We start from the raw sequence: 17,287 nt of genomic DNA, 5'->3' as shown, positions 1-17,287 counted from the left end.
ATCAATTATGACGATGATGAATCCTACAAGACTTTTCGATATACCCTATTTTCAAAACGAGCATTTTCCATTAGAAGATGCTTTGGTAACTAAAGTTAATGGTGTCTGGGAAAAAACATCATCTGCGAGCTATCTTCAAAAAGCGAACTGTCTATCAAGAGCCCTTTTGAGATTAGGGGTTCAACCGAATGATAAAATAGCGGTGATTTCTAGTAACAACCAAACCAAATGGAATATACTAGATATTGGTATCTTGCAAATTGGCGCACAAAATATTCCTATTTATCCGACTATTGCTGCTGAAGATTATCACTTTATATTAAGTCACTCTGAAGCGAGCTATTGTGTGGTTTCAGATCAAGAGATTTACACGAAGTTAATGGCTGTTATAGATCAATTACCGTTGATCAAAGCGGTCTATTCTTTTGATGTTATTGAAGGCTGTAAAAATTTAGATGAGCTATTGGTATTAGGTGCGGATGAATCGAACCAAGAACAAGTAGAACAATGCAAAGCAGCGGTAACACCCGATGACTTAGCAACGCTTATTTATACCTCGGGAACTACAGGAAGACCCAAAGGCGTTATGCTTTCACATAACAATATCCTATCCAATGTATTGGGAAGTAGTGAGCGCGTTCCTTTTACAAGAGAACAGCATTTTAAAGCGTTAAGTTTCTTACCTTTATGTCACGTTTTTGAGCGTATGTTAATTTACTTATACCAATATAGTGGTGTGGGAATTTACTATGCGGAATCCATTGACAAAATGGGTGAGAATATGAAAGAGGTAAAACCGAATGTTATGACGGTTGTTCCACGTTTATTGGAAAAAGTATACGACAAAATTTTTGCCACAGGTTCTGCTTTAACAGGAATTAAAAAAAGCATCTTTTTCTGGGCTTTGGATCTTGGGTTTAAATATCAACCTTATGACAGGGGATTCTTTTATAATTTCCAATTGGGGATTGCTCGAAAATTGGTATTCAAAAAATGGCAAGAGGCCCTAGGGGGTGAAATGAAAATTATCGTTTCTGGAAGTGCTGCTTTACAACCGCGTCTCTCCCAAGTATTTAATGCAGCGGGGATTCCGGTAATGGAAGGCTATGGTTTAACAGAAACTTCTCCAGTAATTGCCGTAAATGATGCCCGAAACCGATCTCTAAAAATTGGAACCGTTGGAAAACCTTTGAGCAATGTAATCGTAAAAATTGCAGAAGATGGTGAGATTCTATGCAAAGGACCTAATGTAATGTTGGGGTACTACAAAGATGAAGAACGCACCAAAGAAGAACTAAAAGACGGTTATTTCCATACCGGTGATATTGGAACTATTGATGCTGAAGGATTTTTAAAAATCACGGATCGCAAAAAGGAAATGTTCAAAACCTCTGGGGGTAAATACGTCGCACCTCAAATCATCGAAAACACTTTAAAACAATCCCGTTTTATTGAACAAGTCATGGTAATTGGAGAAGGAGAAAAAATGCCTGCTGCTTTTATTCAACCTAACTTTGATTTTGTGAGAGAATGGGCCAAGCGCAAAAATATTGAATTAGGAGACTCCAATGAGGCACTAATCCAGAACGAACAAGTACGTCAACGTATCGAAAAAGAAGTAGAATACGTCAACCGCAAATTCGGGAAATGGGAACAAGTGAAGAAATTCGAATTAACTCCAGATGTTTGGAGTATTGACAGTAATCACCTAACGCCTACTTTAAAATTGAAAAGAAGAGTTATTTTAGAAATCTACAAAGATTTATATAATAAAATTTATAGAGAATAAAAAAACGGAAGCCTTAGCTTCCGTTTTTTTATTCTCCGAACTGTCAGCCGTTAACCGTCGCAACAATAGAATATACCATAGGTATTTTATTATCCAAATGTTGTATGCGATATTTATTCGGTTCAAATTCTACAGTATGTTGAAAACAAGCATAAGGGGAATAGTCAAACTCCTCAAAAATCTTTATAGTCAATCCATTTTGCAATAAACTCGTCATTACTTCGCTTAACCCGTGGTTCCAACAGACATAAGATTGGGTAATTTTCGCTTCTTTATTTGCGTAGGTACCACTTTCTGTTTCAACAATAGCTTGTGTATTGAAATAATTATAGGCTATTTTTTCAAAGTTGTCATCAAACATCCAAAGGACAGGATGAAATTCTACAAATACAAATTTCCCTCCTGGCTTTAAAAAAGCAGCAACTACTTGTGCCCATTTATTCATATCTGGTAACCATCCAATTACGCCATAGCTCGTATAGACTATATCGAATTTCTCCTGCAAATGATTGGGTAAATCATAGATATCACAACAAACAAACTGGGCTGAAGATCCTGCTTTTTCAGCGAGTTCAATAGCAGATTTTATCGCTTCATCTGACAAATCAATCCCCGTTACCTCAGCGCCCAATCGACTCAACGAAATGGTATCTTGTCCGAAGTGGCACTGTAAATGCAAAATATTTTTGCCTTTGACCTCTCCGAGTAAATTAAGTTCGATTTCATTCAGGGAGCTCTTGCCCTTTAGAAAACCCTCTACATCGTAAAAATCCGACTTCAGATGGGTTTCTGTACGGTTGTTCCACGAGTTTCTGTTGATCTCTATATAGTTTACTTCTGGTTTCATTTTCGTTGGTATGAAGTTGTTTATGCAATTCAAAGATAAAGTAATTAATAAAATTCCTTTTATTCCTTAGTAGCTAATTTCCTTTTCTAAATTAAAACAAAAAAGGCATAGAAAATTCCATGCCTTATCCTTATTTATTGCGTTTACGCATTTAGATAAACCATCCTTTTTTCCCTTTATACAAGCGGAAAGAGCCAGGACCGATCATCGCTATGGCTAAAGCTCCTGCCAAATACAATACATTCAGCTCTGCGCCTATTCCTCCTGTTGTTTCACTTAACGCAAAAGAGCCGCTTCCTTTTACTAATACCAGGGACATAACCATCGTAAAAGCAATTAATACCCCTGACAAACGCGTAAAAGCCCCCAGAACTAATAAAATTGGTGCGATAATCTCTCCTACTGGAACCCCAAGCCACAACCAAGTTGGCAGTCCTTTTGCCGCTAATTGTTCAATAATTCCATCATGTCCGTGGATAATCTTGTGAATTCCGTGAAAAAGCATCAATCCACCTACGCCTAATCGTAAAATAAATTTTCCTAAATCTTGCATTCTATTTTTTTGAAAAGTTAACTTGTTTTTGAAGGTCTAATTTCTATTTTACTCGGTAAACTTCTTGGGTTCATTTTTAATAGATCTACTACTAATTCACCAATATCTTCGGGTTGAATTTTCCAACTGTCTTTTTCACTCGGCGTATGGTTATTAAAATTACTAGCGACTGAACCAGGTAATATAGTCGTTACTTTTATATCGTACTCACGCAAATCAAGCATTGCCGCTTGCGTAAAACCGACCACACCAAATTTACTGGCGTTGTATCCGCTAGCTGTGGCAAAAAAATTAATTCCAGCCAAACTCGCCACACTGATATAATAACCTTTGTTTTGCTTTAATTGTGGTATACTCGCCTTTAAAGTATGAAAAGCACCTGTTAAGTTCGTATCAATCATAGCATTCCAATCTTCTAAGGATAAATCTTCTATAGAAGCAAAAATCCCTACACCCGCATTGGCAATCACGACATCTAATCGTCCAAAATGAGCCACAATATTGGCTACAGCATCTACTTCATCTGTATATTGAGTTACATTCGAAGCGACTCCTATAATCTGATTTGATGTTCCTAATTCGCGAGCTACCTGCTGGGCATCTTCCAGTGAACGTCCTGAAATAGCAACTTTATAACCTACCTTTAACAAGGCTTCTGCTATCCCTTTTCCTATTCCTTTGGTACCCCCTGTGATATAAACTACTTTACTTTCTACTTTTATCATTATATTTGTTACTTTAGATTCACTAAATTAAAGAATTAAAAACACTTTTGGCTTATTTCATACTTAATAAATAGCATACTATTGCAATACAATATACTTTTTTAACGTTATAATTCGAACCATCGTATGTATTAACTAAATTTATGCTACTCGACGTATAATTTCACTTTTATTTAGGTGATAAAATCGAGGAGTTTATTTACCTTAGTATTATAAATTACCAAAACTAATTCATCTAATCCATAAGTAATTATAGCCATATTCTTAATTACTTAAAAAATCATCAAAAACCATGGCAGTTAAAATAAAAGGTTCAGGAAGTTATATTCCAACACAGGTAATAACAAATAATGATTTCCATAAATTCGATTTTCGAGATGAAAATGGACAACCTTTGAAAGATTCTAATGAAAGAGTTGCTAAAAAACTTGAACAAATTACGGGAATTCAAGAAAGACGCTATATATCCAAGGATTTAACAACTACAGATATTGGAACAATTGCTGCTCAACGGGCTATTGAAAATGCAAAAATAGACGGTGAACAATTAGATTACATCATTTTCGCACATAACTTTGGGGATATGAAATACGGAACAGATCAATCGGATCTTGTCCCAAGTTTGGCGTCTCGAGTAAAACACAACCTTAAGATACAAAATCCCAACTGTGTGGCTTATGATATCCTCTTTGGATGTCCAGGTTGGTTACAGGGTGTAATTCAAGCCTATGCTTTTATGTCTTTGGGCATTGCTAAGTATTGTTTAGTAATAGGCGCTGAAACCTTATCTCGTGTGGTTGATTTACACGATAGAGATTCCATGATATATGCAGATGGTGCAGGTGCAACCGTGTTAGAAGTAACAAGTGAACCTGGAGGAGTTATCGCAACTAAAAGTTGTAGTTTCACCGCGGATGAGGCCTATTATATCTACTTTGGTAAATCCTATAAAAAAGAACCTCAAGAGGATACACGTTACATCAAAATGTTAGGGCGTAAAATTTATGAGTTTGCCTTAACGGAAGTTCCTTTAGCCATGAAGGCATGTCTAGATGAAAGTGGGGTTAAAATTGATGAAATCAAAAAAATAATCATCCACCAAGCGAATGAAAAAATGGATGAAGCCATCGTAAAACGCTTCTACGAGTTATACGATAGAACCATGCCTGAACACATTATGCCGATGAATATTCAAAAACTAGGAAACAGCAGTGTAGCTACTCTTCCAACCTTATACGATATGATTATCAATAAACAATTGGACAATCACAGTTTCGAAAAAGGGGATTATTTGCTCTTTGCCTCCGTCGGTGCAGGTATGAATATCAATGCTTTCGTTTATCAAGTATAATCAATATAGAAAAGGGTGTCCCAAAAGGACACCCTTATTTAGTAAGTATGCTTCTTAAGCCCAGTACATCTTTTCTAGATGATACATCATAACCTCCCCTCCAGCCAATGCATTCACACGCCTACTGCTAACCTTGATAATCAATACTTCATTCAATCTTAAATACCCTAATTAATCAAAAGAATAAAGGGGGATTAGTAGAAGCTAAACGAGCAAATATCATTTTTATTTTAAGTGATTATTTTTCTACTAAGACAGTTACGTATCTTTCTTAAGGTTTTACCCACTTTATTTGGTTTACTTATGAAATAATAAAAAAATATTCCACAAGTAAAATTTAATTTTATTACAGGCCCTATTGCAGCTCTTCCGCTGTACTTTATACAAATTGCGATTTACTCTTTTTTTCATACAAATTCCCAGACACCCCTATAGCAGTTGTTAAATTACTTTTCGAGCTCTACATCTGAACCTAGGGTTTCCCGGTTTTACACAAAATGCGATTAATTAATACTTGTATTTTTTACGCATTTACAGCTATTAAACTCAAAATCAGTCAATTCAAAAAATACGCTCTTTTTAACTTTAAAAACTATGTATTGTTAAAAACATCAATCTTTTTTTTAATAAACATACAAAATACAAGCAATAAATATAAATTATTATCAATAAATACACAACAAATCAAAACATACAATACTAAAAAGTACTAATTTAATTTATATAATACATTAAATAATATTTATCTTTGTCCTCGAAAAGGAAATAAAATAAGTATCCACATTTAATAACAAATAAATTAAAATTATGAAAAAGAAAATTTTATTCTTTGCTCTAACTGCTTTTTTAATGTTAAGTACTATCGCATGTAGCAGTGATGACAACAAAGGCTCTGATAATGAGAAAGAAGTAGAAATTCCAAACACCCTTAAAGACGATTACTTCGATATAGAAGGAGCTGTTTTTAATGAAGGTGAAGTATTAGAAGGAGAAAGTGATGCAATTACAGAAATCAGTATAAATAAATTTGTAATCAATGGTGGAAAAACCGTTGCAACGATTACAAGTAGTGAACCTTTAGAATCAATTTTAGTTGCATTAAAAGGACATGATGGTTTTTATGCTTATAAAACATCAAACGGAGTTCAAACGAGAAGTGGTGAATATACCTATGATGTAGTTCTAGGTTTCTCTCAAAATCTAAATTTAGAAAATTTCGAACTCCAATTCGTAGGTGTTATCACGGATGGAAAAAGAACTATTCGTTATTATAGACTCGTTCAATTAGTAACAGCAGGTGTAGGTGAATTACAAATCAATCTATCTTGGGACAAAGAAGATGATGTAGATTTACACTTATTTGACGCAGATAACAATCACATTTATTATGGAAGTAGAGTACTTTATAGTACTGAAAATGAAAAAATAGCTGAACTAGATATTGACTCTAACCCAGGTTGTAATATTGACGGTATTAAAAACGAGAATATTTACTATAAAAATTTAAAAGATGGTACCTATAAAGTATATGTAGATTTATATAAAAAATGTACCAATTCATCAGGAAGTAAATACATTGTGAATGTAATGCACAATGGCGTTAGCCTTCATTTATCGGATCATATGATGGGTAAATTTACTGATAACAACCTTGGAAGTAGAAACGATCCAAGTCAATATGTATTAATTGGCGCTTTCTCCATTGTTAATGGTCAATTTTCTTCTATTGTGGAAAATCCAGAAATCACTAGAACCCTGAACAGTTTCAACCTAAAAGAAGAATTAGTTTATAAAGAATAGATAATACCCAAAACTCAAGACCAAAACTTACGTCTATTTTTCATTATTTATAGGTGTCTTTAGGTCATTGAGTTTTACATCTTTTTGTCATTAATTTTGAAAAACGCCGGTAAAAAATTATACTGTTTTTACTGGCGTTTTCTTTGTGATTCAAATCTAGGGAATGCCACGCAATTTTTACCATAAACGGCTTGTAAGACCGCCTTATTTAAATCTATCTAACACGCTATCAAAACTGAACTATTTTGATTATTTTTGTCTAAATCAAAAAACTACTTAAAGTGGATTTCATCAAGATTACGGAACAACCTTCTTCCTATGATCATTTAGAACAAATGTCTGTTCAGGAAGTATTGACGACTATCAATAAAGAAGATCAAACAGTTCCTTTAGCTGTAAAAAAGGCGATTCCATCTATTGAAACTGTAGTACAAAAAGCCGTTGAACAACTCAAAAAAGGAGGGCGCTTATTTTATATGGGAGCAGGAACCTCTGGAAGATTAGGTATCTTAGATGCCTCTGAATGTCCACCTACTTATGGTGTCTCTCCAGATTTAGTGATTGGTTTAATTGCAGGCGGAGATCAAGCCATCCGCAATGCAGTTGAAAATGCAGAAGACAATCCCAATCAAGGTTGGCTTGATTTAACAGCTTTTCAAATTAATACTAATGACCTGGTTATAGGAATTGCTGCCTCAGGCACTACCCCTTATGTAATCAAAGCCTTAGAATCATGCAACGAACACCATATTCCAACCGCTTGTATTACCTGTAACCCAAACAGTCCTTTAAGTCAAATAGCCCTTTACCCTATTGAAATAGTCGTTGGCCCCGAGTTTGTAACGGGTAGTTCTCGTATGAAAGCAGGAACCGCTCAAAAACTTGTACTCAACATGATTTCGACTGCTGTAATGATTCAACTAGGACGCGTAAAAGGCAATCGCATGGTAGATATGAAAATGACGAATGCCAAATTGGTCCAACGGGGCGTGACTATCTTACAAGAAGAACTCAAGATAAGTCAAGAAGAAGCAAGTCAACTATTAAATCAATATAAAAGTGTGCGTTCAGCACTTGATAACTATAAATTATAAACTTTATGGAACCACAGGGTACAAATCGAAAACTATTACAAAAAGGAGTTACTTATCTTGCTATTGCACTTCCTTTATTGTTTTTGGGTCCTATCGTCATTCACAGCGCATTAAAAAATCAGGCTAATCCCTTTTTTATTCCTGTTTTTGGGGTAGGATGTATCGTCTGTTTATCTTCGATGTTTTTACTTTTTAAAGGCATTAATACTATTATGAAATCACTATTTGGGAAATAATTATTCTATGAAAACTAAACTTTTTTATCTTTTACCCTGCTTTGCCTTATTTGCTTCTTGCTACCAGCAGGAACGCAACTGCTCTAATTTTCGCACTGGAAAATTTGAATTTATTACCGAAATTGACGGTGTTGAAAAAAGATCAACTTTTATTCGCACAGATGAGTATGAAATAGAAGAATTTGAAGGTAAAGTAGATACTTCAAGCATTCGATGGATTAATGATTGTGAATTTGTTTTACAAAAAAAGAATCCTAAAAACATGGCAGAAAAAAAAGCAGTAAGTATTAAAATCGTTACTACAGACGGTGATACTTGTGTGTTTGAGTATGGTTTAGTAGGCGATGCCCGAAAAGAACGCGGAAATCTTAAAAAAATTGGCAACCTATAATCTTCAATTCCCATGGAAATTTTTTTAACTGCAGACGCTATAGTAGCGTTTATTACCCTGACCTTCTTAGAAATTGTCTTAGGAATAGACAATGTTATTTTTATTTCGATTGTAACAGGTAAATTACCTGAAGAACAGAGAAAAAAAGCAACTAAAATAGGCTTATTCTTAGCAATGTTTATGCGAATAGGACTGCTATTTGCCATCACTTGGTTAATCAAAATGAAAGCCACCTTATTTACTATTGACTGGGGTTGGTTTAGCGCCCATTTTAATGGACAAGCTCTTATTTTATTAGCAGGAGGTATCTTTTTGATTTACAAATCCACCAAAGAAATACACGAAAAAGTAGCCCATGTACAAGTAGCGGAAGATATTAGTTCTACACCCAATGCCAAAAAGATTGCTGTAAAATCCTTTGGCAATATTATTGTTCAGATTTTATTGATTGACTTGATTTTTTCTGTTGATAGTATTCTAACTGCTGTAGGGATGACAAATGGGATTCAAGGGGCTTTGTATATTATGATTGCAGCTGTAATTGTTTCGGTAGCAGTTATGATGATTTTCGCTGTACCTGTAGGAACTTTCGTCAACAACAACCCATCGATTCAAATTCTAGCTTTATCCTTCTTAATTTTAATTGGATTTATGCTTACAACTGAAAGTATGCACCTATCTGAAGCTAAATTAGCAGGACAAGAAGTTGGAGCTGTACCGAAAGGTTATTTGTATTTTGCCATTGCCTTTTCGTTAATTGTTGAATTTATCAATATGCGAATTAGAAAGAGGGGAAATAAATAATAAAGGTGAAGGCTATGGGTGAACGTACTCACCCTAGCTTGTCACCCATCGTATGTCCTGAGAGTACGAGGAGTCACATCCTATTAGTCTACACCACAAGTAATAAGGTTGAGTATCAGCATGACAAACAGCGTATATATCTACTTTTCATTACTAAATTATCCTATTTCTAAGATTCTTTTGTATTTTGAAAGCTAGTTATCTCTTCGTAAATTGTTGAGTTGAATCTTCATTTTACGGCTTATTGATACACCTAAGCAACTGCTTTATACCTTGACCATCCGATACAAGAGGTATTTGCTATCAATAAGGATACTATTTTTGATAAACGACAGAACTATGGCAAACCTAACCTCAAGCATTAAAGAAAACGCTGAACGCAAGATCATTAAAGTATTGCATATACTCTCTGCCTTTATGCTAGTTGCATTAGGTGTAAGTATTTCTATTGATACCTTCAGCAATATTTCTTATTTGACTGGAACTATGTATTTGAAAATTCAATTATGGATTTGTATCTATTTTTTAGTCAGCCTACTCATTGAATTCATAATCTCGAAAAACAAAGGGCAATTTTTAGGAAAGAACCTCATTTTTATTCTGATTTCCATCCCCTATCTCAACCTATTTCAATTGTGGGATATAAACTTTACTCCTGAAGTACAATACTTTTTCCGATTCATTCCCTTAATTAGAGGGGGGTATGCACTTGGTTTTGTAATTATAATGCTAAGTCGAAAGAAAATATCTGGTTTGTTTTTCTCTTATATCCTCATCTTACTTTCCTTGATCTATTTTTACAGCCTTATTTTTTATGTATTTGAACATCAAGTAAACCCAGGGGTAACTTCGTATTTCGATGCGCTATGGTGGGCTTGTATGGGAGCTACTACTACAGGTTCTACTATTATTGCAGTTACTGCAGTTGGTAAAATATTGTCTGTAGTAACCGCCATTTCTGGGATTACCATGTTTCCTTTTTTTACGGTTTACGTAACTTCTCTCGTACAAAGTAAACTTGCTTTTCAAGGCAAACACACAACTAAAAAGTCAAAAGTTGATTAGTTTAATTTATTCACTACTCCTAGTAGATGGAAAACAGCAGAAGGACTTCTTTTAACTAATTTTTGTGTTCTTAAGAACTGATGTATCTAAGTTTTGGAATATCTTTAGTAGTTTCAACTCAACAACAAACGACATGAAAAAAATAATCGCCTTAGTAGTAATCGCCTGTAGCGGATTACTACTAGCTAATAGCAATATCCTAAGTAATAAAAAGAAAACAACAAAAACCAATACGACTATGCATACAACAAATGATAAAGGAACAAAAGAGATCTACTTTGCCGGTGGATGTTTTTGGGGAACGGAACACTTCTTTAAACAAGTAAGAGGTGTTGTTGCAACAGAAGTAGGCTATGCCAACGGCAATACGACAAAACCTTCCTATCAACAAGTGTCTAAAGGAGATACGGGATTTGCTGAAACCGTAAAGGTAACGTATGATCCAAATACGGTAGACTTTGACTTACTACTTGATTTGTTCTTTAAAACGATCGATCCCACAACTCTAAACCGTCAGGCTAATGACGTCGGAACACAATACCGCTCAGGAATATACTATGTAAACCCAGAAGATAAAATAAACATTGATGAAAAACTAAAAGCGCTCGCCAAACAGTATGACAAAAAAATTGTAGTGGAAGCAGAACCTTTACGCAATTTCTATGATGCAGAAACCTATCACCAAAAGTACTTAGATAAAAACCCAGGGGGGTATTGTCATATTGGGGCAGATTTATTTGAAGTTGCTCGAAATGCCAACCCCGAAAAAAAACAAGCGTATAAACGCCAAGACAAAAACACCCTTAAACAAAACCTAACTGCAATACAGTATGACGTAACGCAAAACAGCGCTACTGAAAGAGCGTTTAGCAATGACTTATGGAAGGAGTTTCGCGAAGGGATTTATGTAGATATCACAACAGGGGAACCCCTATTTATCTCTGCGGATAAATTTGATGCCGGCTGTGGATGGCCAAGCTTTTCTAAGCCGATTGACCATCAATTAATCGAAGAAATAGATGATCGTACCCATGGCATGCAGCGTACAGAGGTGCGTAGTACAACCGGAGATGCCCACTTAGGACACGTATTTAACGATGGTCCCAAAGAAGCTGGTGGCTTGCGCTACTGTATAAATGGTGCTTCGCTTCGCTTTGTTCCAAAAGCGGAAATGAAAGCTGAAGGCTATGAAAAATACCTTCCGCTATTAGACAAAAAGAAGTAAAACCTAAATCTATAACTCCCTCTAAGGGAGGAGTAACAAAAGAATAGGGCTACTGCAGTAAAAAAGCAGTAGCCCTATGTATTTTAGTATGGTCCTTTCACTATTGTGGAAACACACCCATCCTCGTTTATTTATTTTCGCGTTTCTTTTCCGAGTATGCCCTATACTATTGTTGTTTTGCTAAGATAATATGAGCCAAATGGTGCTCACAATGCCACGCATACTTATCCAAATTCGCTCTAAGCGACACCGTTTCCTGACTTTCTGGATGAAAAAATGCCTTATCCCAATCTTCTTCTTGTAGGTTTCTCAACAAGTACACCCATCGGCTGTGTAACCCCGCCAAGATGCTCAAGGAGCTAGCTACCGAAAAGGTCTTTGCATCGGGTAATTCCGCCCATACACTTTCCTCATAGGGCTTAACGGTTGGCGTATCTTCGGTTAAGGCTAATTTAAATCGAATAAAACTATTCATATGACTATCCGCACAGTGATGAACCACTTGTTTGATGCTCCATCCATCGGGTCTGTATTGCTTTTCTAACTCCGCCTCACTTAGGTTGTCCAATTCGGTATAGAGTTGCTGTGGAAACGCTTCTAAAACGGTAATCCATCGCTCTAGATCGGCCTGGGTACTAGTTGCTGTTGGCTGAAATCGGCCTATTGGGTATTTGAGTTGTTCGAGGGAGGGTATCATATAATTTATCTTTTAATTCCTAGTTTTATTTTTATCAAAAAAAAGAGGATAATTTTCATTATCCTCTAGTATAGCTATGACTTATTTTTTTGAATTATTAGTAATACTAGGCAAAAAAAAAATAGTGTTTATATTTTGGTTTTATCCTAGTAATCCTCTAACCGTTCACCAAAAAACTACCAAATAAACATTGGGCGCTCTGCCATCATTTCGTTTACTTGATCTGCAACTTCATCAAGGATATCTTCATTCGTATGGTTTAGGATAACTTTGTCAATCAAGTCAACAATTGTTTCCATATCTGCTTCTACTAACCCTCTAGTTGTAATAGCAGGAGTTCCAATGCGGATTCCTGAGGTTACAAATGGAGATTTATCATCAAAGGGAACCATGTTTTTATTTACTGTAATTTCAGCTTTTACCAACGCTTGTTCTGCATCTTTACCTGAAATATTTTTATTTCTCAAGTCAATCAACATCATGTGGTTATCCGTTCCACCGGAGATGATATTATATCCTCTTTTTACAAATGCATCTGCCATAGCTTTTGCATTTTTTTGCACTTGCAACATATACGTAAAGAACTCATCCGATAAAGCTTCACCAAATGCAACTGCTTTTGCTGCAATAATATGCATTAAAGGTCCTCCTTGATTTCCAGGGAATACCGCACTGTCTAATAAAGCAGACATCATGCGAACTTCACCTTTCGGTGTTGTTAATCCAAATGGATTAGGAAAATCTTTACCCATCATAATCATTCCGCCACGTGGGCCACGAAGTGTTTTATGAGTGGTAGTTGTAATGATATGACAATGAGGCACTGGATCATTCATCAAACCTTTGGCGATTAATCCAGCAGGGTGAGAAATATCCGCCATTAAAATAGCACCTACGCTATCAGCAATTACTCTAAAGCGCTCAAAATCCATATCACGAGAATAAGCCGAAGCCCCTGCGATGATTAGTTTTGGTTGCTCTTTCTTTGCTATTTCAGCAATTTTATCGTAATTTAATAGACCTGTTTCTTGTTCTACACCGTAAAATACAGGGTTATACAATTTTCCAGAAAAATTTACAGGTGATCCATGAGTTAAGTGTCCGCCATGAGATAAATCAAATCCTAAAATCTTGTCTCCCGGTTTTAAACAAGCAAAGAAAACAGCTGTATTTGCTTGTGATCCAGAATGGGGTTGAACATTCACATATTCAGCACCAAAAAGAGCTTTTGCACGATCAATAGCAATTTGCTCCACCACATCTACTACTTCGCAACCTCCATAATAGCGTTTATTAGGATAACCCTCTGCATATTTATTAGTTAAACAAGAACCCGCAGCTTCCATCGTTTGTTCACTTACAAAGTTTTCTGAAGCAATTAGCTCTATACCGTGTACTTGTCTTTCTCCTTCTTCTACGATTAAGTCGAAAATTTCCGTATCTCTTCTCATCTGAATTGTATATTTCGTTAAAATGAATTCAAATGTACAAAATTCGTTTGTTAATCTGCCCTATAATTATATATTTGATATAACTATTAATTCAATTAATAAAGCAATAAATATGATGATTACGGCAAATGATCCGAAAAGAGAATCTTGGTTAGAAGTTCAAACACAATCGGACTTTCCAATCCAGAATATTCCTTTTGGGGTTTTTATTACGAAAGATGATATTGTAACAATTGGAACGCGTATTGGCAATTATGCAATCGATTTAAGTGCCTTACAAATGTTGGGGTATTTAAAGGGGATTGAGCTTACGGACGATGTGTTTTTACAAGACAATCTAAATGACTTCATTTCGAGTGGTAAAAAAACCTGGCGTGCAGTTCGAAATAAAATCGCTGATATTTTCGACAAAACAAACCCAAGCTTACAAAACAACGCCAAACACAAAGAGGCAGTGATTTTTAAAATAGAAGAAGTAGAAATGCAATTACCTGTATATATTGGTGATTATACCGACTTTTATTCGAGTAAAGAACATGCTACTAATGTTGGTAAAATGTTCCGAGATCCAGCCAATGCCTTGTTGCCAAACTGGCTACATATACCAGTAGGCTATCACGGGAGGAGTTCCACTGTTATTCCTTCGGGAATCAACGTGAAACGTCCGCAGGGTCAAACTTTACCAAAAGGAGAGACACAGCCCGTTTTTGGGCCATCCAAACGCATTGACTTCGAGTTAGAAACGGCTTTTATCACCACAGATGCCAACTTATTTGGCGAGAGTATTCCCGTAGATGAAGCAGAAGATCACATTTTTGGTATGGTTTTACTCAATGATTGGAGTGCTCGTGATATTCAAACCTGGGAATATGTTCCGTTAGGCCCCTTCTTAGCTAAAAACTTTGCAACTTCTATTTCACCTTGGGTCATTACACTTGATGCTTTAGAACCTTTTCGAACAGCAAGTCCAACACAAGAACCTACTCCTCTTTCTTATTTACAGCAAACAGGAGATAAAACTTTTGATATCAACTTAGAGGTATATCTACAACCTGAAAATGGGAAAAAGACCCTGATTTGTGAATCTAATTTCAAGTACTTATATTGGACAATGAGCCAACAATTAGCACACCACACCATTAATGGATGTAAAATAAATGCAGGCGATTTAATGGGGTCAGGAACTATTTCTGGTCCTACACCAAACAGTTTTGGCTCAATGCTTGAATTAAGTTGGGCTGGTGCAAATCCACTGACGCTAACAGATGGAAGTCAACGAACTTTTATCGAAGATTACGATACAATTACCATGATAGGATTCTGTGAGAATGATGAAATACGCATTGGATTTGGAGAAGTAACCAGTATGCTACTCCCTTCTACTGCTACGATGAAATAATCGGTTAAAAAAAGGATTACTTGTTTAAGTAATCCTTTTTTTATTATGTAAACCGTTAACTGTCAACTGTCCACCAATTAATACCCCATATTTTGTTTAAATGTTGCATCGATATCAATCATCGTCTGTGGAATAGGGAAAATTCGTCGATAGGGTTGAGATTGTGGTTTAGCTGATTGTGCCAAAGGCAGATCAAATTTTCCAAAACGAACCATTTGAGGTCTTCGTTTTATTTCCCAATACATTTCAAAGCCCAATTCTTTATACAATACCTCAGCATCTAAAGCACCTATTGGTTTTCCAGCTACCGAACCCTTGAATGCATCGTGGGTACGACTGGTTCGAACAGTATTAATATCACTCAAAGCCATACCGACATTTCCTTTTCTGAAATAAGCCTCTGCTCTCAGCATATACATTCCTCCTAATCGATAAATTGGAATATCAACTTCTGAAGAACCATTATCGCCATTAGTAGCATCAAATTCAAATTTAAAACAACGAGCACCTCTATTAATTTGATCCTGCTTAAAAATCGCTTCCACTGGATTGTCAAAATTAAATTCAGGCGTAAAGTTCATCGGTGTGGTTGTACTTTTTTCCATCACTAAAGGCATTACTTTTATTCTGCCTTCTGGAGTCATTTCAAATTTCCCTGTAGCTTGTACGAGTTTAGGTCCATGTTGAAGTCCAAATTGAATCCCTCTATTAAAGTGAAACCACGGCTCAGAAGTTCCTGGTGCGATAGAAGTTGCGGGTACAGAAACATCCGTTCCATCATTTCGAAACCAAGTTCCATCTTCATATTGGTAACGACGTTGAAATCTAGGATCCTCTTGATTATCCTTCCAACTGTAAAAAAACTCAGGGCGAATGGCACTCGCATTAGTTCCTCTGTTTTTGGCTGTCACTCTTTGATTTCGCTCCATCGTATTGTATGCCAAATCATTGCTAGAGCCCTTAATATTTGATACGCGTTGATCCACAACAAAAATCATCTCTTTAGAAGTATTATTATCGATAGCAAAATTGTGAAAATAATTACTTTCCAACTGAAAACGCCCCTCACCGATCAACAAGGAAGTATAATAAATTACCTTATCCATATTTGACGTAGAACCATCCACTGCATTTGCATTAAATTGAAAGGTTGAACTCGCATTGTATCTATCTTTGTATACCGCACGGTTCATATATAGCTCTGCTAATAATCCATAGGCGGCTTGCTTGGTAAAACGTCCTGCATACGTTTGATTTTCACCTAAATTCGGTAAAGCACCCAATAAACCTTCTACTTCTGTAATTACAAAATCAATATCGGTATCTGCTTTTAAAACGCGAACCGGCCCTTTTAAGTTATTCAAATCCTTATAAGGCGCTTGTCCATATAAATCTAATAATTGAGCAATATAGAAGTACAATAATCCCTTGGCTTCCGCAAGATAAAATTCTTTCGAAGCCCCTTCTCCATTCAGGGTAATTGCTTCAATAGCCGTATAGGCACGCGTTACACCATTGGTCAAATCATTGAAATTTCCCTGTACAAGCCCATTATCAGAAGCCCATGTAAATTCAGCAATGGCTCTCCATTTTCCAGCATCTCCCCAATCACTTCCTCTCGTAGGTAAAATAGCCACATCACTACTTAATTCCTGCAAGGCAAATAAGCCACCTGTACCTACATATAAATTTTGTCCCATACGCGCATACGCAGAGGTCAAGGCTGCAATTGGATTAATTTCTGAAGATCCCAAGTTTTCATCCAAAACTTTTTCTTCCAAATCTGTACAAGAAGTCGCTGTCAAAAGTGCTCCTAGTAGCAGTAATCCATTTACTTTATTGAATAGTTTATTTTTCATA

16 protein-coding genes are annotated in these 17,287 nt (G+C 35.9%); 10 read left to right on the top strand and 6 right to left on the bottom strand.

Annotated features, from left to right (window positions below; genetic code table 11):
- Positions 1-13 precede the first annotated feature (13 nt).
- Complete coding sequence (locus ACMHJ2_RS16115) at positions 14-1,789, top strand: AMP-dependent synthetase/ligase (protein WP_413513891.1); 1,776 nt, start codon at positions 14-16, stop codon at positions 1,787-1,789.
- Between the two features lie 43 nt (positions 1,790-1,832).
- Here the strand turns inward: ACMHJ2_RS16115 and ACMHJ2_RS16110 are convergent, their stop codons facing one another.
- From ACMHJ2_RS16110 to ACMHJ2_RS16100, 3 genes are all read right to left on the bottom strand, one after another.
- Complete coding sequence (locus ACMHJ2_RS16110) at positions 1,833-2,636, bottom strand: class I SAM-dependent methyltransferase (RefSeq protein WP_413513890.1); 804 nt, start codon at positions 2,634-2,636, stop codon at positions 1,833-1,835.
- Positions 2,637-2,787: 151 nt separating this feature from the next.
- Positions 2,788-3,189: a DoxX family protein gene (locus ACMHJ2_RS16105; RefSeq protein WP_413513889.1), complete on the bottom strand. Its 402-nt coding sequence runs from the start codon at positions 3,187-3,189 to the stop codon at positions 2,788-2,790.
- Between the two features lie 17 nt (positions 3,190-3,206).
- Complete coding sequence (locus tag ACMHJ2_RS16100) at positions 3,207-3,914, bottom strand: SDR family oxidoreductase (RefSeq protein ID WP_413513888.1); 708 nt, start codon at positions 3,912-3,914, stop codon at positions 3,207-3,209.
- 292 nt (positions 3,915-4,206) lie between these two features.
- On the opposite strand from ACMHJ2_RS16100, the gene ACMHJ2_RS16095 reads away from it, so the two are divergent.
- The 8 genes from ACMHJ2_RS16095 (at position 4,207) to msrA (ending at position 11,880) form a co-directional block, all read left to right on the top strand.
- Positions 4,207-5,265: a 3-oxoacyl-ACP synthase III family protein gene (locus ACMHJ2_RS16095; RefSeq protein ID WP_413513887.1), complete on the top strand. Its 1,059-nt coding sequence runs from the start codon at positions 4,207-4,209 to the stop codon at positions 5,263-5,265.
- 807 nt (positions 5,266-6,072) lie between these two features.
- A complete protein-coding gene (locus ACMHJ2_RS16090; protein ID WP_413513886.1) occupies positions 6,073-7,065 on the top strand; it encodes a hypothetical protein in 993 nt (330 codons plus the stop codon).
- A 281-nt stretch (positions 7,066-7,346) separates the two neighbouring features.
- Positions 7,347-8,159, top strand: coding sequence for an N-acetylmuramic acid 6-phosphate etherase (gene murQ / locus ACMHJ2_RS16085; RefSeq protein WP_413513885.1), 813 nt, complete (start codon positions 7,347-7,349; stop codon positions 8,157-8,159).
- A 5-nt stretch (positions 8,160-8,164) separates the two neighbouring features.
- Positions 8,165-8,395, top strand: coding sequence for a DUF6095 family protein (locus tag ACMHJ2_RS16080; protein WP_413513884.1), 231 nt, complete (start codon positions 8,165-8,167; stop codon positions 8,393-8,395).
- Positions 8,396-8,402: 7 nt separating this feature from the next.
- Entirely contained in the window at positions 8,403-8,786 is a 384-nt protein-coding gene (locus ACMHJ2_RS16075; RefSeq protein ID WP_413513883.1) for a DNA topoisomerase IV, read from the top strand.
- Positions 8,787-8,798: 12 nt separating this feature from the next.
- The gene (locus tag ACMHJ2_RS16070; RefSeq protein WP_413513882.1) at positions 8,799-9,590 is read left to right on the top strand and encodes a TerC family protein; all 792 of its coding nucleotides are present in this window, start codon (positions 8,799-8,801) and stop codon (positions 9,588-9,590) included.
- A 339-nt stretch (positions 9,591-9,929) separates the two neighbouring features.
- Entirely contained in the window at positions 9,930-10,655 is a 726-nt protein-coding gene (locus ACMHJ2_RS16065; protein ID WP_413513881.1) for an ion channel, read from the top strand.
- Positions 10,656-10,788: 133 nt separating this feature from the next.
- Complete coding sequence (gene msrA / locus ACMHJ2_RS16060) at positions 10,789-11,880, top strand: peptide-methionine (S)-S-oxide reductase MsrA (RefSeq protein ID WP_413513880.1); 1,092 nt, start codon at positions 10,789-10,791, stop codon at positions 11,878-11,880.
- 166 nt (positions 11,881-12,046) lie between these two features.
- Here the strand turns inward: msrA and ACMHJ2_RS16055 are convergent, their stop codons facing one another.
- Both ACMHJ2_RS16055 and glyA read right to left on the bottom strand, forming a co-directional pair.
- The gene (locus tag ACMHJ2_RS16055; protein ID WP_413513879.1) at positions 12,047-12,577 is read right to left on the bottom strand and encodes a YfiT family bacillithiol transferase; all 531 of its coding nucleotides are present in this window, start codon (positions 12,575-12,577) and stop codon (positions 12,047-12,049) included.
- Between the two features lie 176 nt (positions 12,578-12,753).
- The gene (gene glyA, locus ACMHJ2_RS16050) at positions 12,754-14,028 is read right to left on the bottom strand and encodes a serine hydroxymethyltransferase (protein WP_413513878.1); all 1,275 of its coding nucleotides are present in this window, start codon (positions 14,026-14,028) and stop codon (positions 12,754-12,756) included.
- A gap of 112 nt (positions 14,029-14,140) precedes the next feature.
- Here glyA and fahA point away from each other — a divergent pair, with 112 nt between their 5' ends.
- Entirely contained in the window at positions 14,141-15,427 is a 1,287-nt protein-coding gene (fahA, locus tag ACMHJ2_RS16045; RefSeq protein ID WP_413513904.1) for a fumarylacetoacetase, read from the top strand.
- A gap of 77 nt (positions 15,428-15,504) precedes the next feature.
- Here the strand turns inward: fahA and ACMHJ2_RS16040 are convergent, their stop codons facing one another.
- A complete protein-coding gene (locus ACMHJ2_RS16040; protein WP_413513877.1) occupies positions 15,505-17,286 on the bottom strand; it encodes a RagB/SusD family nutrient uptake outer membrane protein in 1,782 nt (593 codons plus the stop codon).
- Position 17,287: the final 1 nt, after the last annotated feature.

This window comes from Myroides odoratus (assembly GCF_965118575.1).
In the GTDB taxonomy this organism is placed as follows: Bacteria; Bacteroidota; Bacteroidia; order Flavobacteriales; family Flavobacteriaceae; genus Flavobacterium; species Flavobacterium odoratum_B.
This window is presented reverse-complemented; position numbering and strand designations above follow the sequence as displayed.

Coding starts and splice junctions, on each gene's coding strand:
- ACMHJ2_RS16100 (WP_413513888.1), bottom strand. CDS start 3,914: ATGATAAAAGTAGAAAGTAAAGTAGTTTATATCACAGGGGGTACCAAA.
- ACMHJ2_RS16070 (WP_413513882.1), top strand. CDS start 8,799: ATGGAAATTTTTTTAACTGCAGACGCTATAGTAGCGTTTATTACCCTG.
- ACMHJ2_RS16075 (WP_413513883.1), top strand. CDS start 8,403: ATGAAAACTAAACTTTTTTATCTTTTACCCTGCTTTGCCTTATTTGCT.
- glyA (WP_413513878.1), bottom strand. CDS start 14,028: ATGAGAAGAGATACGGAAATTTTCGACTTAATCGTAGAAGAAGGAGAA.
- ACMHJ2_RS16065 (WP_413513881.1), top strand. CDS start 9,930: ATGGCAAACCTAACCTCAAGCATTAAAGAAAACGCTGAACGCAAGATC.
- ACMHJ2_RS16115 (WP_413513891.1), top strand. CDS start 14: ATGATGAATCCTACAAGACTTTTCGATATACCCTATTTTCAAAACGAG.
- ACMHJ2_RS16080 (WP_413513884.1), top strand. CDS start 8,165: ATGGAACCACAGGGTACAAATCGAAAACTATTACAAAAAGGAGTTACT.
- ACMHJ2_RS16055 (WP_413513879.1), bottom strand. CDS start 12,577: ATGATACCCTCCCTCGAACAACTCAAATACCCAATAGGCCGATTTCAG.
- fahA (WP_413513904.1), top strand. CDS start 14,141: ATGATGATTACGGCAAATGATCCGAAAAGAGAATCTTGGTTAGAAGTT.
- ACMHJ2_RS16110 (WP_413513890.1), bottom strand. CDS start 2,636: ATGAAACCAGAAGTAAACTATATAGAGATCAACAGAAACTCGTGGAAC.
- ACMHJ2_RS16105 (WP_413513889.1), bottom strand. CDS start 3,189: ATGCAAGATTTAGGAAAATTTATTTTACGATTAGGCGTAGGTGGATTG.
- ACMHJ2_RS16040 (WP_413513877.1), bottom strand. CDS start 17,286: ATGAAAAATAAACTATTCAATAAAGTAAATGGATTACTGCTACTAGGA.
- msrA (WP_413513880.1), top strand. CDS start 10,789: ATGAAAAAAATAATCGCCTTAGTAGTAATCGCCTGTAGCGGATTACTA.
- ACMHJ2_RS16090 (WP_413513886.1), top strand. CDS start 6,073: ATGAAAAAGAAAATTTTATTCTTTGCTCTAACTGCTTTTTTAATGTTA.
- ACMHJ2_RS16095 (WP_413513887.1), top strand. CDS start 4,207: ATGGCAGTTAAAATAAAAGGTTCAGGAAGTTATATTCCAACACAGGTA.